The sequence below is a fragment of the Streptomyces herbicida genome (genome assembly GCF_032656585.1).
GTDB classification, from domain to species: domain Bacteria; phylum Actinomycetota; class Actinomycetes; order Streptomycetales; family Streptomycetaceae; genus Streptomyces; species Streptomyces herbicida.
In genome coordinates, this window is the sequence record NZ_JAUYWJ010000039.1 from 42,005 (window position 1) to 63,526 (window position 21,522).

Below are 21,522 nucleotides of genomic sequence, written 5' to 3' on the forward strand. Positions count from 1 at the left end.
GTAGTAGTCGCACGAAGTGTTCTCCGTGAGGCGCGCGGATCGTCCGGCCGCGTGCAGCCGACCGGGCAACTCGGCGAATTGCAGATCCAGGCCGGTGCCGTCCCGTTCGGCGTGGATGTGCACAGCGGATTTCCCCCGGCTCTGGGTCGTGGACGGTGTTCGCGGCAGAGATCACGCGGCCGTCGCAGGGGGATCTGGCGGGGGCGGGCGTACGCGGTCAGGTCACGGCCGGGCCGGGTGCGGGTGCCGTACGGGGGTGACCGGACGTCAAGTGAGCGCGTGAGCAAGGGACATTCATCCGGGCCGACCGGCCGCTATTACGGCGTAATAGCGGCCCGGTGTCCCGGTCACGGCCCGGCGGTCACCTTCCGCGCAGCCACCACAACAGCCACTGGACCAGTGCCGAGCCGATCGCGCCGGCCGCCCCGAGCGCGGCCCGCAGTGCGAAGCGGCGGCACAGCGCGGCCCGTACGCGACGCGGTCGCCGCTCGATCTCGTCATGGGTCGTCATGCGTTCCCTCCAGCTCTGGGGCCGAGGTGCGCCCCGTGCCGGCCATCATGACCACGCGCAGGCTTCCGCGGGCCGATCACGGCGTTGCCGTCGGCAAGTGGCAGCATCCGGGAAACGTTGCCGTCGAAGTCGGCAACAGCCTTTCCGCTGCGGCCGGTTGGGGCAGCCGTGATACTGACCGGATGCACAACGGACAGGCGCCCCAGGGCGGCGATTCGGCCGTGGACAGCTCAGCCCGGCCGGTACGTCTGGCGCCCCTGAAAGAGGACCTGCCGCCGGAGAAACGCGCGCTGGCGGAGGATCTGCGCCACGTCTTCCTCTCCCTCGGTGTCAGCGTCAGGCGCTATGCGGCACGCCGTCATCTGGACGCCAGCTCGGTGACCCGGTACCTCAACGGCGACCGGGTCCCGCCCTGGAGCTTCATCGCCGGAGTCGTGGCCGACGTCGGCGAGACACAGGCCCCGCTGACCGGCGAGGCCGAGGAGGCGTTGCGCGAGCTGCACCGGGCCGCGCTCAGGTCCAACGGCCGCCGCAGCGAGGTGGAACGGCTGCAGGACCGGCTGTCGGAGGCCGACGAGAAGACCCGGCGCCTGCGGATCCAGCAGCGGGCGCTGGAGGAGATGCTGCAGGACCGGGAGACACGGCTGGCGGAGCTCCGGGGCCGGTGCCGCAACCTGGAGATGCGGCTCGAGCAGCAGCACTTCGCGCATCACGCGGAGCTCGAGGTGTGGCGGGAGGAGTACAGCGACCTGCAGGAGGAGGTCCACTGCCTGCGCCAGGTCCTGGCGGCCACCCGGACCGAGCTGATCGAGGCCGAGGAGCGCTGCCACCGGCTGGAGGCGCGGCTGGAGACGCTGCACGCCACGGACGACGACGAGCCGGACCGGCCTCGCTCGCTCATGGTGATGCTGGAGGAGGCCGACCGGACGGCGTCCGTGCCCGAACTGGTCCGGGTCGTGGGCGACCTGGAGCTGCACACCCGCAAGGCCACGGCCGGCGAGTTGGTGCGCTCCGTCAGCCGCTCGCGCACCGTGGCGGAGGTGGCGGGCCTGCTGATCGCGCTGCGTCGGGCCGGGTACGACGCGCATGTCCAGACCGCGCTGCCGACCATGGTCACCGGCCGCCCGGTCGCCGACATCGGCGCCCTGGCCCACGCGCTGTACCGGGAGGGCCTGGACGACTACGTCCTGACCCTGCTGCAGGCGTCGGTGGAGTTCCACGTCAGCGCGGACCTGGTGGTGTTCGTACGCGCCCTGGACTCGGCCGGGCTGCACGAGCACGCCGAGAGCCTGCTGGGGGCAGTGGCCGCGGTCCGGCCGGTCGGCGACCTGGTGACGGTCACGGAGTGCCTGGCCCGCGGCGAGCTCAACCCCGCGGTCACCACGGCGATGTCCGTCGCGGCCGCCCGGCGCTCCGTGCCCGACCTGGTGGCGCTGAGTCTTGCGCTGCGCGAGGCGGACATGCCCGAGCTGCCCTCGCTGGCCGACGCCCTGCAGTCGGCGGCCGCCGGGCAGCGGTCGGCGTCGGACGTCCTCCACTTCGCGGACTCGCTGGCACTGTCCGGCCTGAGCCGGGACGCCGACAAGGTCTTCGAGAGCACCCAGCAACGTGGTGTGGGGCATCTGATAGCGCTCGTCTACGTCCTGCTGCAGGCTCACCGCTACGACGACGCCTGGTCGGTCGTGGTCCACGCCTCCAAGAAGCGGCCGGTCGACGACCTCGCCGCCCTGATCAGCGACTTCTACGGTGCCGGACGCCGGCAGTACGCGGCGGAGCTGCTGATCGTGGCCGTACGGACCAGACCGGCGGCCCAGGTCCGGGCCCTGCTCGGTGCACTGGACCAGACGTTCCCCGGCGCGGGCGGCGTGGTGCGCACCGCGGCCCGCACCGGCACGCCACCGGCCGTGGCCGCGCTGCTGACCTGCATGGAACGGTGCGAGCTGCACGATCATGCCGAAGCCGTCTTCCAGCACGCCCTGAACGACATCGAGCCCCGGCTGCTGGGCGAGTTCCTCGACGCGCTGGCCCGGGCCGACTCCGGCTACGCCGACCCCACCGCCCTGGCCGAGCGTGCCCGGACCGCGGCGGTGCCCAAGGTGGCACGTCTGCTGCTGGCCCTGGAGTCGGTCGGGATGCACCGGCACCTCGAAGCCGTGGTGGAGGTCCAGTGCCGCAACGGCATGGTGGCGAACTTCCCTCCGCTGGTGATGGACGTCGAGTCCCTCGACAGCCGGCGCGACCCGGTGGCCTGGCCCGTCGTGGAGCGGATCCTCGACCGGGTGGTGGACCTGCGCTCCCCCGCCGACCAGGCCGCTCTGGCCGGGGCGTTCGAGGCGACCGGCCGGACCCGGTACGCCGAGCATCTGGTCGCCCGCGCCTCCGGCTTCCACGGGCGGCGCTTCCGGGACGAGTTGAGGAAGGAGCGCGCCCGTTACGAACGCCGTGGCGTCTCCCGCGCCCTGTGGCTGCCCGCCACGGACGCCCGCGAGGACCAGCCGGTCCAGCCGGCGCCGTAGCAGGCGACGCTCGGCGGGTACCCGGAAGAGTCGGCGTGCCGGTCGTCTGCAGGGCGAGATCAGACAGGACGGAGCCCGTGCGCTACGCCGGGGTCCAGGCCCTGAAGCCGTACGGCGGGTACTGCTGGGCAAGCCGATCCGCCTGGGCCAGCAGTCCGCGCCGCTTGCGCACCCGCGACCAGGTGAGCCAGACGACGGCCGTGTCCAGCAGCACGGCGAAGCACAGCGGCACGACCAGGGCGCCCTGCCCGGTGCTGATCAGCTGCGCCGCCATGCCGATCGCCCCGAGGAAGATGAACACCGCGGCCGGAACGAGTTTGAGCAGGTTCATCTCGTTCTTGATCAGCTCGGCGTGGTTGCGGGCGGCTCGGGCACTGGCCCCGTGGAAGGCGGGGTGCTGCGCGGCCACCTCGAAGGGTGTGCCCGGCGCCACGGCCTCCAGGTGCACCGCCGCATCCGGATCCGGCACGAACACCCGGCGCCGCACGGCCTTGCTGCCCCGCGTCTCCAGATGGCGGTAACCATAGGCGGTGGCCAGCTGGATCGCCTGCTCCGGCAGCAACTGCGTGGTCTTGATCACCACCTGCGGCCGGCCGTCGAAGAGGTGCGCGAAAGCACCGGGCCTCCGCCGCCGGGCCTCCGCCATCCGCTCCGCGAACGTCCCCTGCACCTCGCTGACCACGACACCGCTCCCCACCCGTTGGCACCAACACGTTCCCGATCATGTACGCGTCGACAGTACCGGGACCGGGAGCCGTTCCCGACCATGTCCGGGGCGTGGGCACGCTCGCTTCGCCGGTCAGCTCGAGCTCACCGGACGCTGCACACTCGCCGCCCACCCGGACGATGCCCTGAAGGTCGTCCTCACCGACGGCCAGGGCGCAAGCGCCGCATTCCCGGTCCGCCGGGCAGACCCCGACGACGCCCGCTTCACCGTACGAATCCCCGTCACCGGACTCACCGCAGGCGTGTGGGGCGGCGTACTCCGGCTCGGGAAGTGGACCTGGGTCCTACCGCCCGTCCCCGCAAAGCTCACTCCGGCCAAATGGCGCCGTCGCGGCCTGCCGTGGTACGCGAAGCCGGCACCGGGCGGCCGCGACCGGTTCGCTCTCCGGGTCGCCAGGACCGATCTCGTCAAGGCGCTCACGAACCGTTTCAGGTAGAGGTGTGCGAACTCCGGCATCAGGCCGGTTTCTCCGTGGACGAGGTCGGCTTGTCCGTCGCGGCGGGGGCTCCCGCGAAGACGACCAGGTGCCAGTCGCCTTTCTCCCGCATGACGGTGAACGTGTCGCGCATGGTCGTCCCGCCCCTGTCCGTGGCCTCTAGGCGGGCGGAGCCGACGTCCGGGCTGATGTCGTACTCGATCCGGACGTTCTTGATGGTCCACCCGCGGCCGCCCTTGCCGTCGAGGATCTGCGCCGCTTCGTGCCTCGACCACTGTTCGTCCGGTACGCCACCGACCGCGATCAGGGCGTCGGCACTGCGCTTGTTGAGCGCATCGACATACGCCTCGACGGCCCGGCGCGCTCCGTCGGACGAGGACCGGCCGGAAGACGGCGGACGTGACGTGTCGCTGTCGCCGGACGTGCATGCGGGCAGGACGGACAGGGTGGGCAGGACGGCCACAGCGGCGAGAAGTCGTCGGCGTTCCATGGCGGGCTCTTCTCCCTGTGGTGAGTGAGCGGGTCATTCGTCCAGTGGCACGCGCGACCCGCTCCGGTCCGTCAGTGCAGTCACCGGCCCGGCGACAGGGCCTAGGAGTGGAAGGACCCGAACTTCACGTCCTTGGTGCAGACGTTGAAGATGCCTGCCGAGCCGTTCGTCCTGGTGACCTTGACGGTGCGGGCGATGTCCTTCGGGAGGGCGATCTCCACCTTGGAGGCCTGTACCGCGCAGACCTCGCGGGCGGACTGGCTGCCCTCGAAGTTGAGGTCCGTGTAGAGGACTTCGGCGGAGGCGGAGGCGCCGGCCGCGATCTCGACGGCATCGGTGCCGGCGGCCGAGTTGTCGGTCTCGACGGGGGCGGCCTTGCCCTGGTCGTCCTTGGCGGTCAGGGTGGTCGCGCCCACGAGGGTGCAGGTGCTGCCCGAAGTGTTGGTGACCTTGACGGTGGCGGCCGCCGGCTCCGACTCGCTGGCGTGCGAGGCCGAAGCGATGAACTGGACGGTGGTCGTCCTGGTGGTGCACGCTCCGACGGCACCGCCGCCGGAGCCGGTCCCCTTGCCCGCCGCGGTCGCGGAGGCCTTGGCGCCGCCCGTCTTGCCGGCGGACGTGCCCGCGGTGGTGGAGCCCGTCGAGCCCGTCGACGTCGACGAAGCCGTGGCGCTCGGGCTGGAGCTGTCCTTGGACTTGGCGTCGTCATTGCCCGAGTTGCAGGCCGTGAGGCTGAGGCCGGCGACGAATACAGCGGCCGTCGCGAGAGTGGCCGTACGCAGACGCATGAGTTTGTCCCCCTGGGTCGGTCCGGCACAGGGCCGGTGGTCTTCAACGTGAGTACTCCACGTCGGCGGCCGCACCTGCGGTTCCCCTGACGATCGGGCACCCGCCTGTGAAACAACTCACCGGTAACTTCGACAACCGGGGCGTGCCGGATGACATCTGACAGGCAATCACCGTCCGGAACGCCGGTGCCCCGGCACGCCCTGTGCGGGGCGGCCGGGGCAGCGACGGAGCGGGGGCGTCAGCCGTTCCGGCTGGGGACCTGCTTCATGCCGTCGACGATCGCGCGCTTGACGATGGCGCTGGTGTACCTGACGGTGCCGGGCTTGATCAGGCCGCTGTCCTCGTCCGTCGCCTTCACCTGGACCTCGCGCTTGCCGAGGAAGACATGGGTCTTCCTGTCGAAGATCCACTCCTCGCGGGTGCCTCCGGTCTCGTCCAGCCGGGCCACCGCCACGCCGGGGCGGCCGAGTGCGTCCTTCACTTCCGGCACGACGACGACTCCGGGAATCTTCGCGGCGGCCTTGAACAGCGCCGAGTAGAGCTCGGCAGGCGGGTAGGACTCGCCCAGCAGGTCACCGATCGTGGTGAACGCCTGCTGGTCGAGGCTGTTTCCGTGCCCCTCGGACGCCTTGTAGATCATGGCCAGCAGCTTGTCGGGGTCCGTGGTGAGCTTGGTCAGGTAGTCGTACGACGGGGCGTTGAGCGTGGCCTGTGGGGTGTTGCCCTGCTCGTCGGGCAGGCTCAGCGTCTCGCCCGCGGGGTCGTTGTTGACGGCGGGGTCGATCAGCCAGCCCTTGGTGCCGTCCGCGGACTCCCACGTCTGGCGCTTGTGCAGCACATGGCTGGCCAGGGAGACCCTGTCGCCGTCGTGCCGCAGATAGGTCTCGGCGCTCTTCGACTCGATGTAGACGTACTGTCCCGGCTTGAGGCCGGGGGTGCGGACCTCGGCCGCCGCCAGCGAGATCTGGTCCAGCAACTGCGGGACACCCTTGGTGGTCGGGGTGCCGAGCCGGGTGGTGAGGGCCGGACCGCTGGCGACACCGGCCGTCCTGACGCCGTCCGCGTCGCTCATCACCGACACGGCGACCACCGCGCCCGCCAGGGCGCAGGCCAGGGCGGGAAGCGTGATCGCCGGGCGCGGCAGACGGAACCGGCCCGTCTTCGGGCGGGCTCCCGGCGCGGTGGCCGTCGCCGTCGTCGTGCGCTCCTGCTGCTGGTCGTCCTGCTGAATGTCCTGCTGAATGCGAGCCATCAGGCGCTCCCTGTGGAACTGGTGACGGCCCGTCGGCAGGTCGCGCACCGTCGGAGGCAGGAGAGAAGCGCTCTCTTCCCACTCGGCCGGGCTCTGCCGGGACGGGGTCGCTTTCATCGATTTCCTTCCGATACGGGCCGGATCGCGTGGTTACGTTCTCCTCTTGTCTGGCGATCCGGCGGGCCGAGTTCCCGTTTTCCGTGCACGAGTTCGGCGGGCGGTCCCGCCAGCTCGGCTTCGGTGAGGCGGCGCAGCTTCACGCGGGCCCGGGAGAGGCGGGAGCGGACCGTGCCGACCGGGATGCCGAGCGCCTCGGCCGCCGCCGTGTACTCCAGTCCCTCCCACAGACACAGCGCCAGGACCTCGCGCTCGGGTCTGCGCAGCAGGGCGAGTGCGCGGAGCGCGGCCGCGAGGCGCCGGCGGTCGTCGAGCCGGCCCGCGACCTCGTCGGCGTGGTCGGGCAGCGCGGTCTCGGCCTCGGCGGCGGCGATGGCGGCGGCCCGGTAACGGCGGTTGCTCCGGTAGTGGCCGCGGGCGACGTTGGTCGCGACGCCGAGCAGCCAGGGCCGCAGGGAGCCGCCCTCGGCCTCGACCCGGTCACGCAGCCGCCAGGCCTCCATAAAGGTCTCCGCCATCACGTCCTCGGCCGCCGCCCAGTCGGCGGTGAGCCGGAACGCATGGTTGTAGACCGCCCGGGCGCAGCCGTCGAACAGTTCGGCGAAGGCGCTCGGATCCCCGGCCCGTACCCGGGTACGCATATGAGTGCTCACCCCCCTTAGCTGCCGGGGCGAGCGCCCCTGGTTCCCGTGACTCGCGTCACACCGTCCTCTGAGGTCTCGTGCCGCCCCAGCGGTTGCGAGCGTACGGGCAGCGGGGGCGGGCAGCCGGAGGCGCGGCCCTGCGGAACAGCCGCGCGTTCTGGACGCGCTCGGGGCGTCCTTCGTACGGGTCGAGCCCCCCGCTGGCTGAACCAGCTCAAGCCTTCAACAACCCTTGAGTGAGCCACGAGCACGCGACTGTACAAAAAGCGGTGCAACTCCCGGTCAAGGAGTAGCACCCGCTGACAGGCGTGAACGTCCCGCCGAGTCACACCGTTCGCTCGACAGCGCCAGCCTCGCACCCCCCACGCAGGACCAGATCGCTGCAGGACCTCACCCGAGAACGGAAGTCCCATGGCCACTGACCAAGTACTGACCGGCTCCGCGCCGGCCGGAGAAAGCGGTGTGGGTGCCCAGGCCGCTGAAGCCACCGAGCCGAAGCGTGCCCAGATCTCCCGGCTGCCGTCCCTTACCGGCCTGCGGTTCCTCGCCGCGCTGGCCGTGTTCGCCCACCACGCCTTCCTGCCGATACCGCCGCTGCGGCTGCTGGCCGACGACCGTACCGAGTTCCGGCTGTTCCGCTGGTTCGACCAGGCCGGCGGGCTCGGCGTGTCCTTCTTCTTCGTGCTCAGCGGGTTCGTACTGACCTGGTCGGCGCGGGACAACGACACCACGACGGGGTTCTGGCGACGCAGGTTCGTCAAGATCTACCCGAACTACGTGGTCGCCTGGGTGCTCGCCATGGTGCTGTTCGCCAGTGACTACACCTCCACCCGGATCGCCGTCGCCAACCTGTTCATGGTCCAGGTGTGGGTGCCCAAGTACTTCACCAACTTCAGCGTGGACTCGCCGAGTTGGTCGCTGGGCGTGGAGGCGGTCTTCTATCTGAGCTTCCCGCTGCTGCTCGCCGTCTTCCGGCGCATCGACCCCCGTCACCTGAAGTACTGGATCACCGGGGCGATCGCCGCGGTGTGGGCCACCCCGGCGGTGGCGTACGCGGCGTTCCCGAAGACCCCGCTGGTGCCCAGCGGCCAGGACCTCTCCGTTTCGGCGTACTGGTTCAGCTATGTGCTGCCCCCGGTCCGCATGGTCGACTTCGCCCTCGGCATCCTGGTCGCGCTCGCGGTCAAGCACGGGCGCTGGCGCAACATCGGCATGATCCCGTCGTTCGTGCTGCTGGCCGGCGGGTACTGGCTCACCTACCACGTGCCCTACCTCTACGGTCAGCGCGCCGCGATGATCATCCCGATCGCGCTGCTGATCGCGGCCGCGGCGACCGCGGACATCGAGGGCCGCTTCAGTCTGTTCCGCAATCGCACGATGGTCTGGCTGGGCGAGATCTCCTTCGCCTTCTACCTGCTGCACTACATAGCGCTGTCCTGGCTCCGCAAGCAGCTCGGCACGGAGATGTACTCCACCACGGAGGGCATCGCTTTGCTGGTCGGCACGGCCGTCGGCACGGTGGTGGCGTCCTGGCTGCTCTACCGGCTGGTCGAGGCTCCGCTCGTGCGCCGGTTCAGCCGGTCGCGGCGCGCAGCGCGTGCGGAGGCCGTCGCCTGATCATCCGTCAGGCACTACGGCGGCGGCGCGCCACTCCCGGGGAGTGGCGCGCCGCCGCCGAATGAAGAAGAACCGCGAAGAAGAACCGTCAGGCGTGGCCTCCCTCGTAGCGACGCTCGTCGATGCGGCGGTCGTCGTAGCGACGGTCGCCCATGCGGCGGTCGTCGAAGCGGCCGTGGTCGCGGCGGTCGTCGTCGTAACGCCGGTGGTCGACGATGTGGCGGGGGTGGTCGCCCCAGCTGGCGGCGCTGATGAAGCGGCCCCGGTCGTTGCGCAGGGTCGCGGTGTCGGCGTAGTCGTCCCACACCTCGTAGCGCCGGCCCTGGTACAGGTCGCCCTGGGTGTCCCGCCCGAACCCGGTGTGGACGCGCACCGTCGCCTGGCCGTTCAGCCGGAAGCGGGGGAAGGTGTAGGTGCGGCCGGCCTCGTCCGACAGCGTCCACCCGCTGAGGTTGACGTCGTGCCGACTGTTGTTGCTGATCTCCACCCATTCCCGGTTCAGGGAGCGGTTCGAGCGGTCGCCGCGGCTCGCGGAGTCGTACTGCACACGGCTGATGACCACCCGGTCGGCCGAGCCCCTCGGCAAGTGGTCGGCTGCCGCAGCCGGCACCGCCAGCGCGCCTACGGCCGCGGCCGCCACGGCAGCGGCCGCCGTCAGACGGCGGGTGGTCACGAGAACAGAAGCGGACACAGGGTCCCCCTTTGCAGGGTGAGCGCACTCCCCCGGGCGTGCGGCGTCGAAGACGCAGGCCACCGGGGGTGGTGCGTGGTGCGGGTGGCGGCCGGGCGGCCGCACGTCCACACCTTCCGTCCCGCGCGGCACGGTCGGCGGGTGACCCGAGGGCTGTTACAGATCGCGCACAGTTCCGTGACGCTTGTCTGTAATATTCATTTATGTGGGGGATGTCGCGTTTGATGCTTCGGTGAGCTGTTGTTCCCGTGTCAGTGCCGGAGTCCGACGGTGTCGTACCGGCACCGGGCTTCCGCCGTCATCAGGGCCCTCACCCGAAAGTGAGTAACAGTCACCAGCCGCCCCGGGCGGGGAGCTCGGGGACTTCGGGGGTGGACCAGCGGGCAGTCCAGACCAGGTCCTCCCGTACAGCGGGGCCGCGCGGGTCGTCGAGTGCCGCGATCCGGCGTACCGCCTCGGCCGCGGGGACGGCGGGCGCCGCGGTCAGGTCACCACGGGCCAGGAGCGGAGCAGGGTGGCGATCCTGCGGGTGGTGCAGGTGGGGTCGCGGAGCAGGTCGCGCAGGGCCACCGCGTCCTCACGGGCGGGCTTGACCGGGATGCCGGACGCCTCCAGGTACATCACGCCCGTCGCGGCGGCCACGGCCATGTTGGAGCGCTCCAGCCAGCGGCAGCGGCCCAGGATGTGGATCAGGGCCGCGGCTCGGGCGTAGGGGCCGTCGTAGACGGGCTGTTGGAGGAGTTCGGCCTTGTGGGCGGCCACGGCGGCGACCGGTACGCCGTAGTCGTCGGGGGCGGGGTCGCCCGCGCCGGCGATCTCGGCCGCCTGAAGGATCCAGGGGACGTCGATGTGCAGGTCCATTACGCGGCGTGCGCCCCCGGGGTGACCGGCTCGCCGGCCCTCTCGGCGTCCTCGGCCTCGTCGAAGACCGACTGGTGCTCGTCGAGGAAGCGGCGGGCGGCCTCCAGGGCACGGGCACGGATGCCCTCGGTGTCCTCGCGGACGAGACGGGCGATGTAGTCGCCCAGATCCAGCCCGAGGTCCTTGGCGCGGACCTGGGCGAGCTGCTTGACCTCGGGGTCGACGCGTACGCCGAGCTGTGGCTTCGCCATACCCGGATGGTAACAGCTGTTACCACCAAGGGGCCAGAGAGGGGCCCGGCCGGCCGGCGCCGGGCAGATCGCGGTCGGATCATGCGACTTGCAGATCGGGCGGCCGTACATGCTGTATGGTCGATCTTGAGCTCGCCGCCCGGACGAACCGGGGGAGCGTGCGATGCGTTGGTGGTCCAAGGAAAGACGTCCCGCTTCCTGCGGGGAGATGCAGGTGCAAGGCCTGCCCGGCGCTCCGACCGAGAACCCCGGTCCTGATCCTTCAGGGCCGGGGTTTTTCGCGTGCCCGGGGCCCCCGTCGGGGTGATGTCCGAGGTCGGCCTGAAATGTTCGGTGAGTGGGGTCGCGGCAGGTCAGAGGGTGTCCGAAAGCGTGCCCGGGAGGGTGGTTGCGGGACTTTTTTCCTGGAACCGCGTTTTTAGCTAGAGCTAAAGGTGGCATCCTAGAACCACGGACGGCTCAACAGACCTTGCTGTCCGCCGACTTGGGGGTGACACCATGGGCTTCTTCGCCGGAAGCGAGAACCGAACAGACTTGGCCGGTGCGCAGCTCGCGCGTCAGGCGACCGCTTCACTGGCGGGCCTGCTGGCCGGCCTGGGCAAATCACGCTCCGATCTGGCCAAGGCCATGGGCGTGAGCCCAGGACGCGTGAGTCAGATCATGTCCGGAGACGCCAATCTGACGGTCCGTACGCTCGCTGCCGCCGCGGAGGCGCTCGGCGCCGACGTCGAGATCAGATTCTCGCCACGCCCGAAGACCGCCGACGGCAGCCTCAGCACATCGCCGGTGCGCGACAGCGGGATCACATCGCGGCTGTAGGCCGGGGCGCCGCGCCCGTTGCCCCTGCCGGGGCCCCGCGGTTCAGCCGCGGTTGCGGCGCAGACCGCCGAAGCGACGGCGTTGCACGGGCAGCGCGGCGCTGTGATAGGCGTCCTGCGGCAGGGCCTTCTCGCGCAGTTCCTCGAGCTGGGGAGCCTCGGAGCGGCGGCCGTGCAGATAGGCGATGAGGAGAAGGTGCCCGCTCTGGGCCCGGGCCTCGCCGAAGGACGAACGGCAGTCGTAGCGCTCCTGCTCGGTCGGCTCCCGCTGTGACAGCCAGGTTCCGTCGCCGTGGCACGCCATGTCGGTGCTCGTCTGAACGTCCAGGGCCCTGTCGATCGCCTTCTTCGCGTCCTCGTAGCAGGCGGTGATCTGCTTGGTGAGGGCCGGCTGGCGGTGCCGGTCCAGCAGGTACTGCATGAGGTCGTGGTTGAAGAGGCGCAGCGGCGCCGATTCCCTGAAGTCGGCCAAAAATGCCTCGCTCCAGCTTTGGCCATCACTGTGCAGCCGATATTCGAGCCGCTCCATCAGCCAGGCGACGCCCAGCGTCAGGAACTTGACGTAGGGCTGGGTGCTCTCGTCCTGCTTCTTGCGGGGTGCCGCGGCGGCTCCGGTGGCCACGCCCGCGGTCACCGGCGGTAGCGAGGCGAGGTGCGGCAGGAGATGGGCCGTACCGATGGCGGCCGCGCACATCAGGGCCAGGACGGCGAAGGACAGGCCGGCGGACCTCGCCGTGCCGAGCAGTCTGCCCTTGCCGTGGAAGTGGCGCAGCATCCCCAGCCAGCCGATGACAGCGCAGGCCGCGGCAGGTAACACGTAGTCAGTGCACCATGTCTCTTGATACCAGCTCATCGACGGCCCCATGCGATACGCGGACAGGAAGGACCGTCGTCAGTGAGCGAAGGTGAGGCGGGCTCCCCCTCGGCGTTCATGCGCCCAGCCCTGCCCCACGGCAGCCGTGTGTGACAGGACTGCCGCAAGTGCCTCTCGATAATCCCACTCGGTGCTGCCCGGTGGCGTTACTTTGCGCAACAACCGGCACCTGGTGACAAGGGATTCGGCCACGCACGTACGGCGCTCGTACCGGCGTTCGGGATCAGGCGAGGGTGTCGATCCACGTCTGCAGGCGGCGGCCCTGGGTGGCCATCAGGTCCGGGTCGCGCAGGGTGTTGGTGAGGACCGACATGCCCTGGTAGGCGGCGACGAGTTCGATCGCGAGGTCGTGGGCGTCGGGGCGGCCGAGCAGGGTGAACTGGGACTCGGCCCAGTCGATCAGCGCCTGCATCACCTTGGCCGCGGCCTGGTCCAGGCCGTCGTCGCGCTTGTCGAGCTCGGTGGCCAGGGTGCCGAAGGGGCAGCCGAAGCGGGCCGCGACGTCGCGCTGTTCGACCCAGCCCGCTATGAGCGTCCTGAGCCGGGTGGCGGGGTCGGGAAGGGCGTCCAACCGGTCGGTGAGCGTGCGCAGTTGGGCGCAGTGGGCGTCCACCGCGGCCTCGACCAGCTGGTTCTTGGTCTTGAAGTAGTAGTAGACGTTGCCGAGGGGGACGTCGGCGGCCCGGGCGATGTCTCCGAGGGTGGTCTTCTCCACGCCCTGCTCGTGGAACACCTGGACGGCGGCGGCCACCAGGCGCTCGCGCTTGCTCGGCTTTGAGTCAGTCACCTGACTGAGGATAGACAGCGGGGGTCGGGGGCGGCTAGCGTGACGACTTAGTTAGTCAACTGACTCACACGCAGCGCATCTCAACTCATGGAGGGGCCGTGATCGTTGTTACGGGTGCCACCGGAAACGTCGGACGGACGCTGGTCCGGATGCTGGCCGGGTCCGGGGAGGCCGTGACCGCAGTTGCCCGGCGGATCTCCCGGACCGATGTGCCGGACGGAGTGCGGGCCGTCGCCGCCGATCTCGGTGAGCCGGAGAGTCTGGTGCCGGCGCTGGAGGGGGCCAAGGCGCTGTTCCTGCTCGTCGCCGGGGAGGATCCGGGCGGGATTCTGGCGCGGGCGGCCGCGGCCGGGGTCACCAAGGTGGTGCTGCTGTCCTCGCAGGGCGTCGGCACGCGGCCGGGAGTGTATGCGCACGCCGCCGGGTTCGAGGCCGCGGTGGCCGGGTCGGGGCTGGAGTTCACGGTGCTCCGGTCCGGCGGGCTGGCCTCCAACGCCCTCGCCTGGGCGGAGCCGGTGCGGCTGCACCGTACCGCCGCCGCGCCGTTCGCCGAGGTGGGGCTGCCCTTCGTCGACCCGGACGATGTCGCCGCGGTGGCCGCCGCCGTACTGCGGGACGACGGGCACGACGGGGCCACCTATGTGCTGACCGGGCCCGAGGCGACCACCCCCCGGCAGCGGGCCGCGGCCGTCGCGGAGGCGATCGGGGAGCCGGTGGCCTTCGTCGAGCAGAGCCGCGAGGAGGCGCACGCCCAGATGTCGCGGTTCCTTCCGGCGCCCGTCGTGGAGGGCACGCTGGCGATCCTCGGGGAGCCCACGGCCGAGGAGCGGCGGATCAGCGAGGACGTGCGGCGGGTGCTCGGGCGGGCGGCGGCTCCCTTCGGGGCGTGGGCGGTGCGCAACTCCGGGGCGTTCCGCTGACCTTCGGGCGCGAGGAGCCCGTCACGGTCTCACTGGTGCTGCGGGAGCGGCGACAGGAGGCCCGGCCAGTCCTGGGAGGCGGTCCAGTCGGCGAAGGTGTGCCAGGGCACCTCGGGGTGGTCGCGGCGCAGGGCCGGTACGTCGACGTCCAGGCCGGTGGCGGTGAAGTACTCGAACATCGCCGCGAGGTCCGTGGAGTGGGTGCGGACGTACGACAGGGGCACCTCCTCGTGGACGATCGGACGGGCGGCGGCCGTCGCCAGGGTCTGTGCGATCCCGGCCGGGGTGAGTTCGTCCGAGGCGATGTCGAGGCGGTGGCCGGCGAAGTCGTCGCGGCGCTGGAGGGCCAGTGCCGCGAAAGCGCCGATGTCCACGGCGGGGATGAGCGTGAGCGGGCTGTCGGCGGGCATCGGCCAGGCGAAGGTGCCCGTGCGCAGTCCGTCCAGGGTCCACCCGGCCGCGTAGTTGTCCATGAACGCGGCCGGGGCCAGCACCGTCCAGGGCACACCCGACGCCCGCAGGTGCCGCTCGACCAGGTATTTGCTCTCGTAGTGCGGGATGCCGGTGCCGCGGTCGGCGTGCGCCGCCGAGGCGAGCACGACATGACCGAGGCGGGCGGCCGCCGCCGCGTCGAGAAGGGTTCTGCCCTGGCGGGTCTCTGCGGCGGTGTCGGTGCCGAACGGGGTGGTCACCGCGAACAGGGCGTCGGCGCCGGTGAGGGCGGCGTCGAGGGTCGAGCGGTCGTCGAAGTCGGCGCGGCGGACCTCGGCGCCGAAGGTGCGCAGGGCGTCGGCGGCGGGTGAGCCGGGGTCGCGGGTGAGGGCACGGACGTGGTGGCCGGCGGCCAGCAGGGCGCGGGCGGTGGCGCCGCCCTGGGCTCCGGTGGCGCCGGTGACGGCGACGGTGAGCATGGGTGTGAACTCCGAGGGTTTGTGTGCGTGACACATTGACTGCGTTGCGCAGAAGAATAGCAGGAGTTTACTGTGCCGCGCAGTTAATAATGTTCGCCTCGGGGTTCGCGGTCACAAGGCTGCGGGCGGGGCCTCCGTCACTCCGGTCATGTTCGGGGCCACGCGCCAGCCGCTCAGGTCTCGGCGGCGGGCCAGCCAGGCACAGGCCAGGTCCACGAGTTCGGCGGCCGGGCAGAGCAGGGCGCGGGCCGCGCCGACCGGGCCCTCGGTGACCAGGCCCGCGCGGGCCGCGGCCGCGCCGATGTGCTCGTAGTCGCCCTCGTACATGACCAGTTGATCGCTGGGCTCCCAGCGCACGGCTCCGCCCGCCGTCTCGCGTGGTACGTCCATACGGTGGCTGCGGCGGCCGGGGTACGGCGTGAGGTGCTCGGCCAGGTGGAGGACCGTCGCCCTGTCCCAGCCGACGCCGAGCAGGAGGACCTTGGCGCCGGCCCGGCACAGGCCCGCCAGGGGGCTGTTCGCGCCCAGACCGTAGGGGAGGGGATGCGCGCCCAGGATCTCCCGCGCGGCCGGGCCCTCCGCGGCGAAGGAGTAGAGCGGGTGGCCGGAGCGGCGGGCGCCGGGCAGGGACCGTACGAGCTCCGGGAAGCGGCCGAGGCGGGGCTGGGCCGGGTGCACGGCCGGGTCGAACTCCGGCAGGGACGCACGGACTCGGGGCCACCAGGCGCGGGGCACCGGGCGCTGGACCCAGGTGGCGGGGTCGGTCAGATAGGTGGTGAAGGTGGGTACGGCCAGGGTGCCGGCCGGGCCCACGGTGTCGCGCAGCGCCCGTACGAGCGCGACTCCGCCGCCGGCCGTCCAGCCGAGGGCGCTGATCGCGGAGTGCACCAGCACGGTGTCGCCTTCGGCGATTCCCAGTGAGCGGAGGCCTCCGGCCAGGTCGGCTCGGCTGTAGGGGCCGGGGGTTTGCGGGCCGGCGGCGGGGTGCAGCATGCGGGGCCTCCGGGGTGGGTGCGGTGCGGTGCGGTGTGATGCGGTGGCGTGCCGTGCGAGGGCGTGCCGTGCCGTGCCGTGCGGGGGCGTGCCGTGCCGTGCGGGTCAGTGGGTGGGCACCCGGCCTTCGGCCGGGTTTGGGTTCCCACCCGCACCGGCCGTGCCGCTTTCGTTGTCGGGTGCGGGTGGCCCCTGTGGGGCGGATTCGCCGTCGGCGGCCGCGGGAGGCGGGTGCGGGGCGGGTTCGGGGTCGGCGGCCGGGGGAAGCGGCGGGCGGGGGACGGCCCTGCGGGCCACCGGAGGCGCCAGGAAGGCCGCCGTTGCGAAGAGGGCCGCCACCGCCGTCCAGCCCGCGCCCGTGCCGCTGCCGATGAACGACGTCAGGACCGCCGGGCCCACGATCGACTGGACGCCGTGGTGCAGTTGGAAGGCGCCGAGGTACTCGCCGCGGCGGTCGTCGGGGGCGAGGGCGAAGGCGAGGCCGTAGGAGGCGCCGGCGTGCCACAGCTCCGCGGCCGTCATCACCAGGAAGGCCGCGGTCACCAGGGTTCCGGCGGCCCAAGGGCCGAGGTCGCCGCTTGGCACGAGGATGAGGCAGGCCAGGGCTCCGGCCAGGCCCGCGCGGCGGGCGACGCGGGCGGCGCCGGGCAGGTCGTCGGTGCCCTGGGCCGCGCGGACCTGGAGCAGCACGCACAGCAGGGTGTTGAGGCCGATGAGGAGGGGGGTCAGGGTCGTGGGCAGGCCCGTGCCCACCACGATCCAGAGGGGGATGCCGACCGCGAGCACCGAGTCGTGCAGGGCCAGTACGGCGTTCACCCCGACGACCCGCAGGAACGGCACGTCTCGCAGGGCGGTGAAGCGGCCCGCGGCGGGCGGGGCCGGGTGGGCGGCGACGGCGGGCAGACGGTGCACCAGTACGGCGGCCACGACGAAGGTGACGCCGTTGGCGAGGGGGATGATCTGCAGGGCGCCGTCCGTGCCCACCGCCATGACCGCGGCGGCGGCCAGCGTGCCCAGGCCCATGCTGGCGTTGCCGACCGACCTGATCGCGGCCCGGGCCGTCACCCGGTCCTTCTCCGGCACCAGTTCGGCGACCAGGGACATGAAGGAGGGGCCGGTGCCGAACTGCAGGGCGCCGATGACCACGGAGAGCGCGACGAACTCCCAGGCCGCGTGGACCGCGGGGAGCGCCAGGTAGGCGACACCCAGGAGCAGCAGCAGGCGGCTGAGCAGGGGGCGGGCGCCGACCCGGTCGGCGACGATGCCGAACAGCACCGACGCGAGCAGGCCGGTCAGCCCCGCGGCGGAGAGCGCGAGACCGATCTGGGCCGCGGTCAGGCCGGTGACCCGGGTGAGATAGACGGCGGAGCCGGCCACATAGAGGCCGACCCCGATCCCGTCGATACCGTGCAGGACGGCCAGCCGCCGTGCGGGGACGTTCAGGGAATGCAAAGGGGAACGCAAGGGGGAACGCAGGGGCGATCGCATGGTGTGTCTCCGCTCGGAGAGACGTGGCGAGACGTGGCGAGACGTGGCGAGACGTCGGCGAGACGTGGGCGGGCCTCGGCGAGGCCGCGGAGAGTCTCAGGGGATGCGCAGGACCGAGTAGATGAGCTGGTCGTGCCAGGCTCCCGCGCGCCACTGGGCGCGACGGATGCGGCCCTCCAGCTCGAAGCCGGCCTTCTCCGCCGCGCGCTGCTCGGCGATGTTGTCGGCGTCGGTGCACACCTGGATGCGTTCGACGCGGGTGTGCTCGAAGAGATAGTCGACGAGGAGGCGCTGCGCCCGGGTACCGACGCCCTGGCCGCGGTGGGCCGCGAAGAGGCCGATGGCGATCTCCCAGCAGGACGAGGTGTCCGCACGGCCCCACGCCCTGCGGAACCACTCGACGCGTCCCGCGAGGACGTCGTCGACGGTGACGGACAGCATGTTCTCGTCGCCGCCGAGCAGTCCCCGCTCGTCGAGCAGCCGCCGGAGCCGTACGGTCGGCGTGTGGCCGAACCACTGGTAGGCACCCGGCCCTTCCGGTCCGGCGAACTCCGCGTCGAACCGGTCCAGGTCGGCCGCGGTCACCGGGCGCAGCGCCACACTCATCCGCGGTGCCCGGCCTTCAGTCGTACGGCCTGCTTGAGCACCTGGTCCGCGTCCGCCGCCGCCAGGGTGTCGGCCACGAGCGTGCGCAGCCGGGCCAGCCGTTCGGCCAGGGACAGCTTGTGGTGCTCCTCGGTGAGCGCCTCGTACTCGGGGTGCCCGAGCAGTTCGGCGAGGAACACATTGGCGAGGTCCTTGGTGCTGGGTTCCTCGATGGTGACGGCGATGTGGATGGAGTTGCCGATCCGTGCGGTGGCGGAGTGCGGGGTGCCGTGCGGCATGTACAGCACGTCGCCGGGCCTCAGGGTGACCTCCATGCGGCGATCGTAGGGGATCACCCCGCCGGCGTAACGGTCGGAGTCGCTGGTCGACGTCTCGTCGAGCCGGCCCACCACCCAGTCCTTGACGCCCGCGACCTGCAGGACGAGCACATGGGAGCCGTCCATGTGGGCCGCGATCGCGGTCTTGCCGGGCGGGGAGAGGAAGACGAACGACTCCAGCTCGGCCCGGAACTCCGGCTCCAGCGAGCGGACCAGGGCCCGCAGTCCGGGGTGCCAGTGCTCGGGCTGGCTGAACTTGAAGGTGCCGCCGGCCGCGAAGTCCCGTTTGATCTGCTCGGGGTTGATGTAGCCGGGCACGCTGTGACCGACGATGGTGCGCGGCTTGGTCATCTCCGAGATCGCGGTGCGCACGCCCTCGTCGAACGAGGTGAAGTACGGGCGGATCAGCAGCCCGCAGTCCACCTCCTCCCACATCTCCTCCTCGGTGATGAGACCGGTGAGGTCGGCCCGGGAGCGGAACACCGCGGGCTGGTTGGCCCAGTGGTCCCGGAAGAAGACCTCGGTGTCGCCGACCAGGTCCTCGAGTGTGATGGTCATCCGGTCACCTCCCGCATGGCCGTGAGGGCGGCGCCCGCCCAGGTGTCGTCGTCGAGCGTGCGGGCGGAGCCGAGCAGCGCCGAGCGCACGTTCTCGGTCCGCTCCTCCAGGGTGGTCGCGTGGAAGCGGTGGGCCAGCTCCCAGTCGTTCGCCAGGAGATGGGTGGCGAGTGCTTCGAGCAGATCGTCGGGGGTCGGCTCGGTGAGGGTGAAGGTCAGGTGGAAGGAGTCCCCGTCGCGGGCGATCGCGTCGTGCGGCCAGCCGTGCGGCAGGTACAGCACGTCACCCGGTTCGAGCACGAACGTGTGGGTGGGCTCCTGCGCGTCCACGTCGAGGCCCGCGTCGCCGCGCACCTGGCCCTCCTGCGCGTACAGCTGCCACTCCTTGCGGCCCTCGAGCTGGACGGCCACGACGTGCGAGGCGTCGCGGTGCGGCAGCATCCCTCGGCTCTCCGGCGGGGTCCAGAAGACGTACGAGGCCACCGCGACCGGGGCCGCCGCCTCGAACTCCTCGACCAGGGCGCGGGTGGGCCGGTGCCAGTCGGACAGCTTGTTCAGCTTGAGGGTGCCGCCGGCCGACATGAGCCGGTGGATCGCGGCGCGGTCGGGGAAGCCGGGCCGTTCGTGCCCGATCACGTCGCGGGACGTGGTGTAGGCGCGCTCGTGCGGCACGGCGCCGTGCCGCAGCACGGAGAAGTACGGCCAGCGCAGCAGGCTGGCCTCCAGCCTGTCCTCGACGAAGGCGGACGAGATGCAGCCGGCGGGATCGACCGCGCCGCGGAGGATCCGGAATTCCTTGTTCCAGGCGTCGGCGAAGATGCCCTCGCCGCGCAGAGTCTCTACGAGTGATGTGGTCAACCCGACCCCCAGGGCTCCGTTGGCTTCCGTGTCCGGGCGCCGGCCGGAGGGCGCGGTGATGCTCTCCCGGCTTGTTCTCCGGGATCGTTCTCCGGGATTGCTCCCCGGCCGGCGGAGCCGTCTGGACTGTCAGGCGTTGGAGATCTGGTTCATGATCGTCTTCGGCGAGTCGAAGGCGTCCTCCTCCTCGCCGGCGATCTGGGTCTGCGCCAGCTCCTCCGGGTTCTCGGAGTTGCCCTCGATGGCGTTCTTCGTGTCACGAATGCCCATGTCAGCCTCCAGCAGGCAGCGGGGTCCCGCCGCGGATGTGCGACGGACTGCCGGAGATCGTGACAACCCGGCCTAGCAGAGCAACGGACTCCGCCTGGATCCCTCCGGTCCCACGCGGCTCCGGAGGCAGGCCCATCGCGGCTCCGGAAGCCCGGTAGCGGCCCTAGTAGCCCAGCTCGAGCTCCTGGATGTCGGTGAATTCCACCGACAGTCCCTCCGCGCGGCGGTTGCGGTCACGGAAGTACATCTCGCCGAGCCCCTCGGCCAGGATGTCCCTCAGCTGGCGTTCGGTGGCGCCGGCGTCCTGGGCGGCGAAGAGGCGGGAGGCGTACTCGGGGGGCAGGGCCTGGTTGATGTAGCGGACCCGGGGGTCGTCGCTGGTGCCGGGGGCCGCGGTGAAGCCGAAACGGGCGCGCGTCGACACGAAGATCCCGCCCGTGGCGGCCGCCTGCCGCCGGGCCCGGTCCCGCACGCGCGGCTGCCAGCGCTTGCGGGTCTCGGCCGCGAGCCGCTCGGCGAGGTCATGGCGGGGGCGCTTCAGCTGGCCCTTGACGTAGCGCTCCACCGTGCGCTGCGAGATGCCCAGCAGCTCGGCCACCTGCCGGGTGCCCTTCAACTGCCGTACCAGGAAACGCATCTGTGCCTGCGCCGACTTGGGGACAGGGCGTGTGAAGTGCTCGGCGGCGGCCACGTCGAGCGTGTCCCCGATATCGACCATCGCGTCGCCCGCTTTCCTTGCTCTGCCTGTCGTCTCAGACGTTACAGGCCAGGTCGGTCAGCGGACCGTCCAGGTGTCGCCGCCGGCCAGCAGCGCCGCCAGGTCTCCCTTGCCGTGCCGGTCGACGGCCGCGTCGAGCTGCTCGGCCATCTCGGCGTCGTAGACGGGGCGGTCGACGGAGCGGAAGACCCCGATGGGGGTGTGGTGCAGGGTGTCGGGGTCGGCGAGGCGGGAGAGGGCGAAGGCGGTGGTGGGGGATGCGGTGTGGGCGTCGTGGACGAGGATGCGGTGTTCGTTGTCGGGGGTGACGGTGGCGACTTCGAGGTCGCCGGTGGTGGTGTTGCGGAGGACTGCGCGGGTGTTGTCGGGGCCGAAGCGGATGGGCCGGCCGTGTTCGAGGCGGATGACGGCTTCCTGGGCGGTCTGCTGGTCCTTGAGGGTGTCGAAGGCGCCGTCGTTGAAGATGTTGCAGTTCTGGTAGATCTCGATGAGTGCGGTGCCGG

General features: G+C 71.5%; 23 protein-coding genes and 1 pseudogene. 4 read left to right on the forward strand and 20 right to left on the reverse strand.

Going from position 1 to position 21,522, the window contains the following annotated elements; genetic code table 11:
* Positions 1-361: 361 nt before the first annotated feature.
* Positions 362-511 carry a hypothetical protein gene (locus tag Q8A52_RS45600; protein ID WP_316763870.1) on the reverse strand — a complete coding sequence of 50 codons (150 nt, stop codon included), beginning with the start codon at positions 509-511 and terminating at the stop codon, positions 362-364.
* A gap of 182 nt (positions 512-693) precedes the next feature.
* Here Q8A52_RS45600 and Q8A52_RS45605 point away from each other — a divergent pair, with 182 nt between their 5' ends.
* A complete protein-coding gene (locus Q8A52_RS45605; protein WP_316763871.1) occupies positions 694-3,027 on the forward strand; it encodes a coiled-coil domain-containing protein in 2,334 nt (777 codons plus the stop codon).
* Between the two features lie 82 nt (positions 3,028-3,109).
* On the opposite strand, the gene Q8A52_RS45610 is transcribed toward Q8A52_RS45605, so the two are convergent.
* The 5 genes from Q8A52_RS45610 to Q8A52_RS45630 form a co-directional block, all read right to left on the reverse strand.
* Positions 3,110-3,709 carry a hypothetical protein gene (locus Q8A52_RS45610; RefSeq protein WP_316763874.1) on the reverse strand — a complete coding sequence of 200 codons (600 nt, stop codon included), beginning with the start codon at positions 3,707-3,709 and terminating at the stop codon, positions 3,110-3,112.
* A gap of 500 nt (positions 3,710-4,209) precedes the next feature.
* A complete protein-coding gene (locus tag Q8A52_RS45615) occupies positions 4,210-4,680 on the reverse strand; it encodes a hypothetical protein (protein WP_316763877.1) in 471 nt (156 codons plus the stop codon).
* 101 nt (positions 4,681-4,781) lie between these two features.
* On the reverse strand, positions 4,782-5,468 hold the full coding sequence (locus Q8A52_RS45620; RefSeq protein ID WP_316763879.1) for a DUF4232 domain-containing protein: 687 nt from the start codon (positions 5,466-5,468) through the stop codon (positions 4,782-4,784).
* 239 nt (positions 5,469-5,707) lie between these two features.
* Positions 5,708-6,838 carry a CU044_5270 family protein gene (locus Q8A52_RS45625; RefSeq protein WP_316763882.1) on the reverse strand — a complete coding sequence of 377 codons (1,131 nt, stop codon included), beginning with the start codon at positions 6,836-6,838 and terminating at the stop codon, positions 5,708-5,710.
* Positions 6,835-7,491 (reverse strand): RNA polymerase sigma factor, encoded by a 657-nt coding sequence (locus Q8A52_RS45630; protein ID WP_316763884.1) that lies wholly within the window; start codon positions 7,489-7,491, stop codon positions 6,835-6,837. The genes Q8A52_RS45625 and Q8A52_RS45630 overlap by 4 nt, the downstream gene beginning before the upstream one ends.
* 402 nt (positions 7,492-7,893) lie before the next feature.
* Between Q8A52_RS45630 and Q8A52_RS45635 the strand changes: the two genes are divergently transcribed.
* Positions 7,894-9,099 (forward strand): acyltransferase family protein, encoded by a 1,206-nt coding sequence (locus Q8A52_RS45635; RefSeq protein ID WP_316763887.1) that lies wholly within the window; start codon positions 7,894-7,896, stop codon positions 9,097-9,099.
* A gap of 88 nt (positions 9,100-9,187) precedes the next feature.
* Here Q8A52_RS45635 and Q8A52_RS45640 read toward each other — a convergent pair whose 3' ends face one another.
* The 3 genes from Q8A52_RS45640 to Q8A52_RS45650 all read right to left on the reverse strand — a co-directional run bounded on the left by Q8A52_RS45640 (position 9,188) and on the right by Q8A52_RS45650 (position 10,902).
* Entirely contained in the window at positions 9,188-9,790 is a 603-nt protein-coding gene (locus tag Q8A52_RS45640) for a lamin tail domain-containing protein (RefSeq protein ID WP_316763890.1), read from the reverse strand.
* A gap of 483 nt (positions 9,791-10,273) precedes the next feature.
* Positions 10,274-10,651 (reverse strand): fic family toxin-antitoxin system, toxin component, encoded by a 378-nt coding sequence (locus tag Q8A52_RS45645; RefSeq protein ID WP_316763892.1) that lies wholly within the window; start codon positions 10,649-10,651, stop codon positions 10,274-10,276.
* A complete protein-coding gene (locus tag Q8A52_RS45650) occupies positions 10,651-10,902 on the reverse strand; it encodes a hypothetical protein (protein WP_316763894.1) in 252 nt (83 codons plus the stop codon). Before Q8A52_RS45650 ends, Q8A52_RS45645 begins: the two co-directional genes overlap by 1 nt.
* A gap of 498 nt (positions 10,903-11,400) precedes the next feature.
* Here Q8A52_RS45650 and Q8A52_RS45655 point away from each other — a divergent pair, with 498 nt between their 5' ends.
* Entirely contained in the window at positions 11,401-11,721 is a 321-nt protein-coding gene (locus tag Q8A52_RS45655; RefSeq protein WP_316763896.1) for a helix-turn-helix transcriptional regulator, read from the forward strand.
* A 42-nt stretch (positions 11,722-11,763) separates the two neighbouring features.
* Here the strand turns inward: Q8A52_RS45655 and Q8A52_RS45660 are convergent, their stop codons facing one another.
* Both Q8A52_RS45660 and Q8A52_RS45665 read right to left on the reverse strand, forming a co-directional pair.
* Positions 11,764-12,537, reverse strand: a complete 774-nt coding sequence (locus Q8A52_RS45660) for a hypothetical protein (RefSeq protein WP_316763898.1) — start codon at positions 12,535-12,537, stop codon at positions 11,764-11,766.
* 280 nt (positions 12,538-12,817) lie between these two features.
* Positions 12,818-13,381, reverse strand: coding sequence for a TetR/AcrR family transcriptional regulator (locus Q8A52_RS45665; RefSeq protein WP_316763901.1), 564 nt, complete (start codon positions 13,379-13,381; stop codon positions 12,818-12,820).
* A gap of 98 nt (positions 13,382-13,479) precedes the next feature.
* Between Q8A52_RS45665 and Q8A52_RS45670 the strand changes: the two genes are divergently transcribed.
* On the forward strand, positions 13,480-14,301 hold the full coding sequence (locus tag Q8A52_RS45670; protein WP_316763904.1) for an NAD(P)H-binding protein: 822 nt from the start codon (positions 13,480-13,482) through the stop codon (positions 14,299-14,301).
* Positions 14,302-14,330: 29 nt separating this feature from the next.
* Here the strand turns inward: Q8A52_RS45670 and Q8A52_RS45675 are convergent, their stop codons facing one another.
* The 9 genes and pseudogenes from Q8A52_RS45675 to Q8A52_RS45715 form a co-directional block, all read right to left on the reverse strand.
* Positions 14,331-15,212, reverse strand: coding sequence for an NmrA/HSCARG family protein (locus Q8A52_RS45675; RefSeq protein ID WP_316763908.1), 882 nt, complete (start codon positions 15,210-15,212; stop codon positions 14,331-14,333).
* 111 nt (positions 15,213-15,323) lie between these two features.
* Positions 15,324-16,205 carry an aminoglycoside N(3)-acetyltransferase gene (locus tag Q8A52_RS45680; protein ID WP_316763910.1) on the reverse strand — a complete coding sequence of 294 codons (882 nt, stop codon included), beginning with the start codon at positions 16,203-16,205 and terminating at the stop codon, positions 15,324-15,326.
* Between the two features lie 105 nt (positions 16,206-16,310).
* Positions 16,311-17,657, reverse strand: a complete 1,347-nt coding sequence (locus Q8A52_RS45685; RefSeq protein WP_316763913.1) for an MFS transporter — start codon at positions 17,655-17,657, stop codon at positions 16,311-16,313.
* A gap of 132 nt (positions 17,658-17,789) precedes the next feature.
* On the reverse strand, positions 17,790-18,299 hold the full coding sequence (locus Q8A52_RS45690; RefSeq protein WP_316763917.1) for a GNAT family N-acetyltransferase: 510 nt from the start codon (positions 18,297-18,299) through the stop codon (positions 17,790-17,792).
* The gene (locus Q8A52_RS45695) at positions 18,296-19,174 is read right to left on the reverse strand and encodes a JmjC domain-containing protein (protein WP_316763920.1); all 879 of its coding nucleotides are present in this window, start codon (positions 19,172-19,174) and stop codon (positions 18,296-18,298) included. The genes Q8A52_RS45690 and Q8A52_RS45695 overlap by 4 nt, the downstream gene beginning before the upstream one ends.
* Positions 19,171-20,031, reverse strand: coding sequence for a JmjC domain-containing protein (locus Q8A52_RS45700; RefSeq protein ID WP_316763922.1), 861 nt, complete (start codon positions 20,029-20,031; stop codon positions 19,171-19,173). The genes Q8A52_RS45695 and Q8A52_RS45700 overlap by 4 nt, the downstream gene beginning before the upstream one ends.
* Positions 20,032-20,160: 129 nt before the next feature.
* Entirely contained in the window at positions 20,161-20,301 is a 141-nt protein-coding gene (locus Q8A52_RS45705; protein ID WP_263217154.1) for a hypothetical protein, read from the reverse strand.
* Positions 20,302-20,464: 163 nt separating this feature from the next.
* Positions 20,465-21,019 carry a telomere-protecting terminal protein Tpg gene (gene tpg, locus Q8A52_RS45710; protein ID WP_316763927.1) on the reverse strand — a complete coding sequence of 185 codons (555 nt, stop codon included), beginning with the start codon at positions 21,017-21,019 and terminating at the stop codon, positions 20,465-20,467.
* A 57-nt stretch (positions 21,020-21,076) separates the two neighbouring features.
* Positions 21,077-21,522 (reverse strand): annotated as a pseudogene (locus tag Q8A52_RS45715) (2-oxoacid:ferredoxin oxidoreductase subunit beta); the annotation flags it as partial.

What these genes read in the sequence shown, in the direction of transcription:
- Q8A52_RS45600 (WP_316763870.1), bottom strand. Translation starts at nt 511, where the DNA reads ATGACGACCCATGACGAGATCGAGCGGCGACCGCGTCGCGTACGGGCC.
- Q8A52_RS45605 (WP_316763871.1), top strand. Translation starts at nt 694, where the DNA reads ATGCACAACGGACAGGCGCCCCAGGGCGGCGATTCGGCCGTGGACAGC.
- Q8A52_RS45615 (WP_316763877.1), bottom strand. Translation starts at nt 4,680, where the DNA reads ATGGAACGCCGACGACTTCTCGCCGCTGTGGCCGTCCTGCCCACCCTG.
- Q8A52_RS45620 (WP_316763879.1), bottom strand. Translation starts at nt 5,468, where the DNA reads ATGCGTCTGCGTACGGCCACTCTCGCGACGGCCGCTGTATTCGTCGCC.
- Q8A52_RS45625 (WP_316763882.1), bottom strand. Translation starts at nt 6,838, where the DNA reads ATGAAAGCGACCCCGTCCCGGCAGAGCCCGGCCGAGTGGGAAGAGAGC.
- Q8A52_RS45635 (WP_316763887.1), top strand. Translation starts at nt 7,894, where the DNA reads ATGGCCACTGACCAAGTACTGACCGGCTCCGCGCCGGCCGGAGAAAGC.
- Q8A52_RS45645 (WP_316763892.1), bottom strand. Translation starts at nt 10,651, where the DNA reads ATGGACCTGCACATCGACGTCCCCTGGATCCTTCAGGCGGCCGAGATC.
- Q8A52_RS45650 (WP_316763894.1), bottom strand. Translation starts at nt 10,902, where the DNA reads ATGGCGAAGCCACAGCTCGGCGTACGCGTCGACCCCGAGGTCAAGCAG.
- Q8A52_RS45655 (WP_316763896.1), top strand. Translation starts at nt 11,401, where the DNA reads ATGGGCTTCTTCGCCGGAAGCGAGAACCGAACAGACTTGGCCGGTGCG.
- Q8A52_RS45675 (WP_316763908.1), bottom strand. Translation starts at nt 15,212, where the DNA reads ATGCTCACCGTCGCCGTCACCGGCGCCACCGGAGCCCAGGGCGGCGCC.
- Q8A52_RS45680 (WP_316763910.1), bottom strand. Translation starts at nt 16,205, where the DNA reads ATGCTGCACCCCGCCGCCGGCCCGCAAACCCCCGGCCCCTACAGCCGA.
- Q8A52_RS45690 (WP_316763917.1), bottom strand. Translation starts at nt 18,299, where the DNA reads ATGAGTGTGGCGCTGCGCCCGGTGACCGCGGCCGACCTGGACCGGTTC.
- Q8A52_RS45695 (WP_316763920.1), bottom strand. Translation starts at nt 19,174, where the DNA reads ATGACCATCACACTCGAGGACCTGGTCGGCGACACCGAGGTCTTCTTC.
- Q8A52_RS45705 (WP_263217154.1), bottom strand. Translation starts at nt 20,301, where the DNA reads ATGGGCATTCGTGACACGAAGAACGCCATCGAGGGCAACTCCGAGAAC.
- tpg (WP_316763927.1), bottom strand. Translation starts at nt 21,019, where the DNA reads ATGGTCGATATCGGGGACACGCTCGACGTGGCCGCCGCCGAGCACTTC.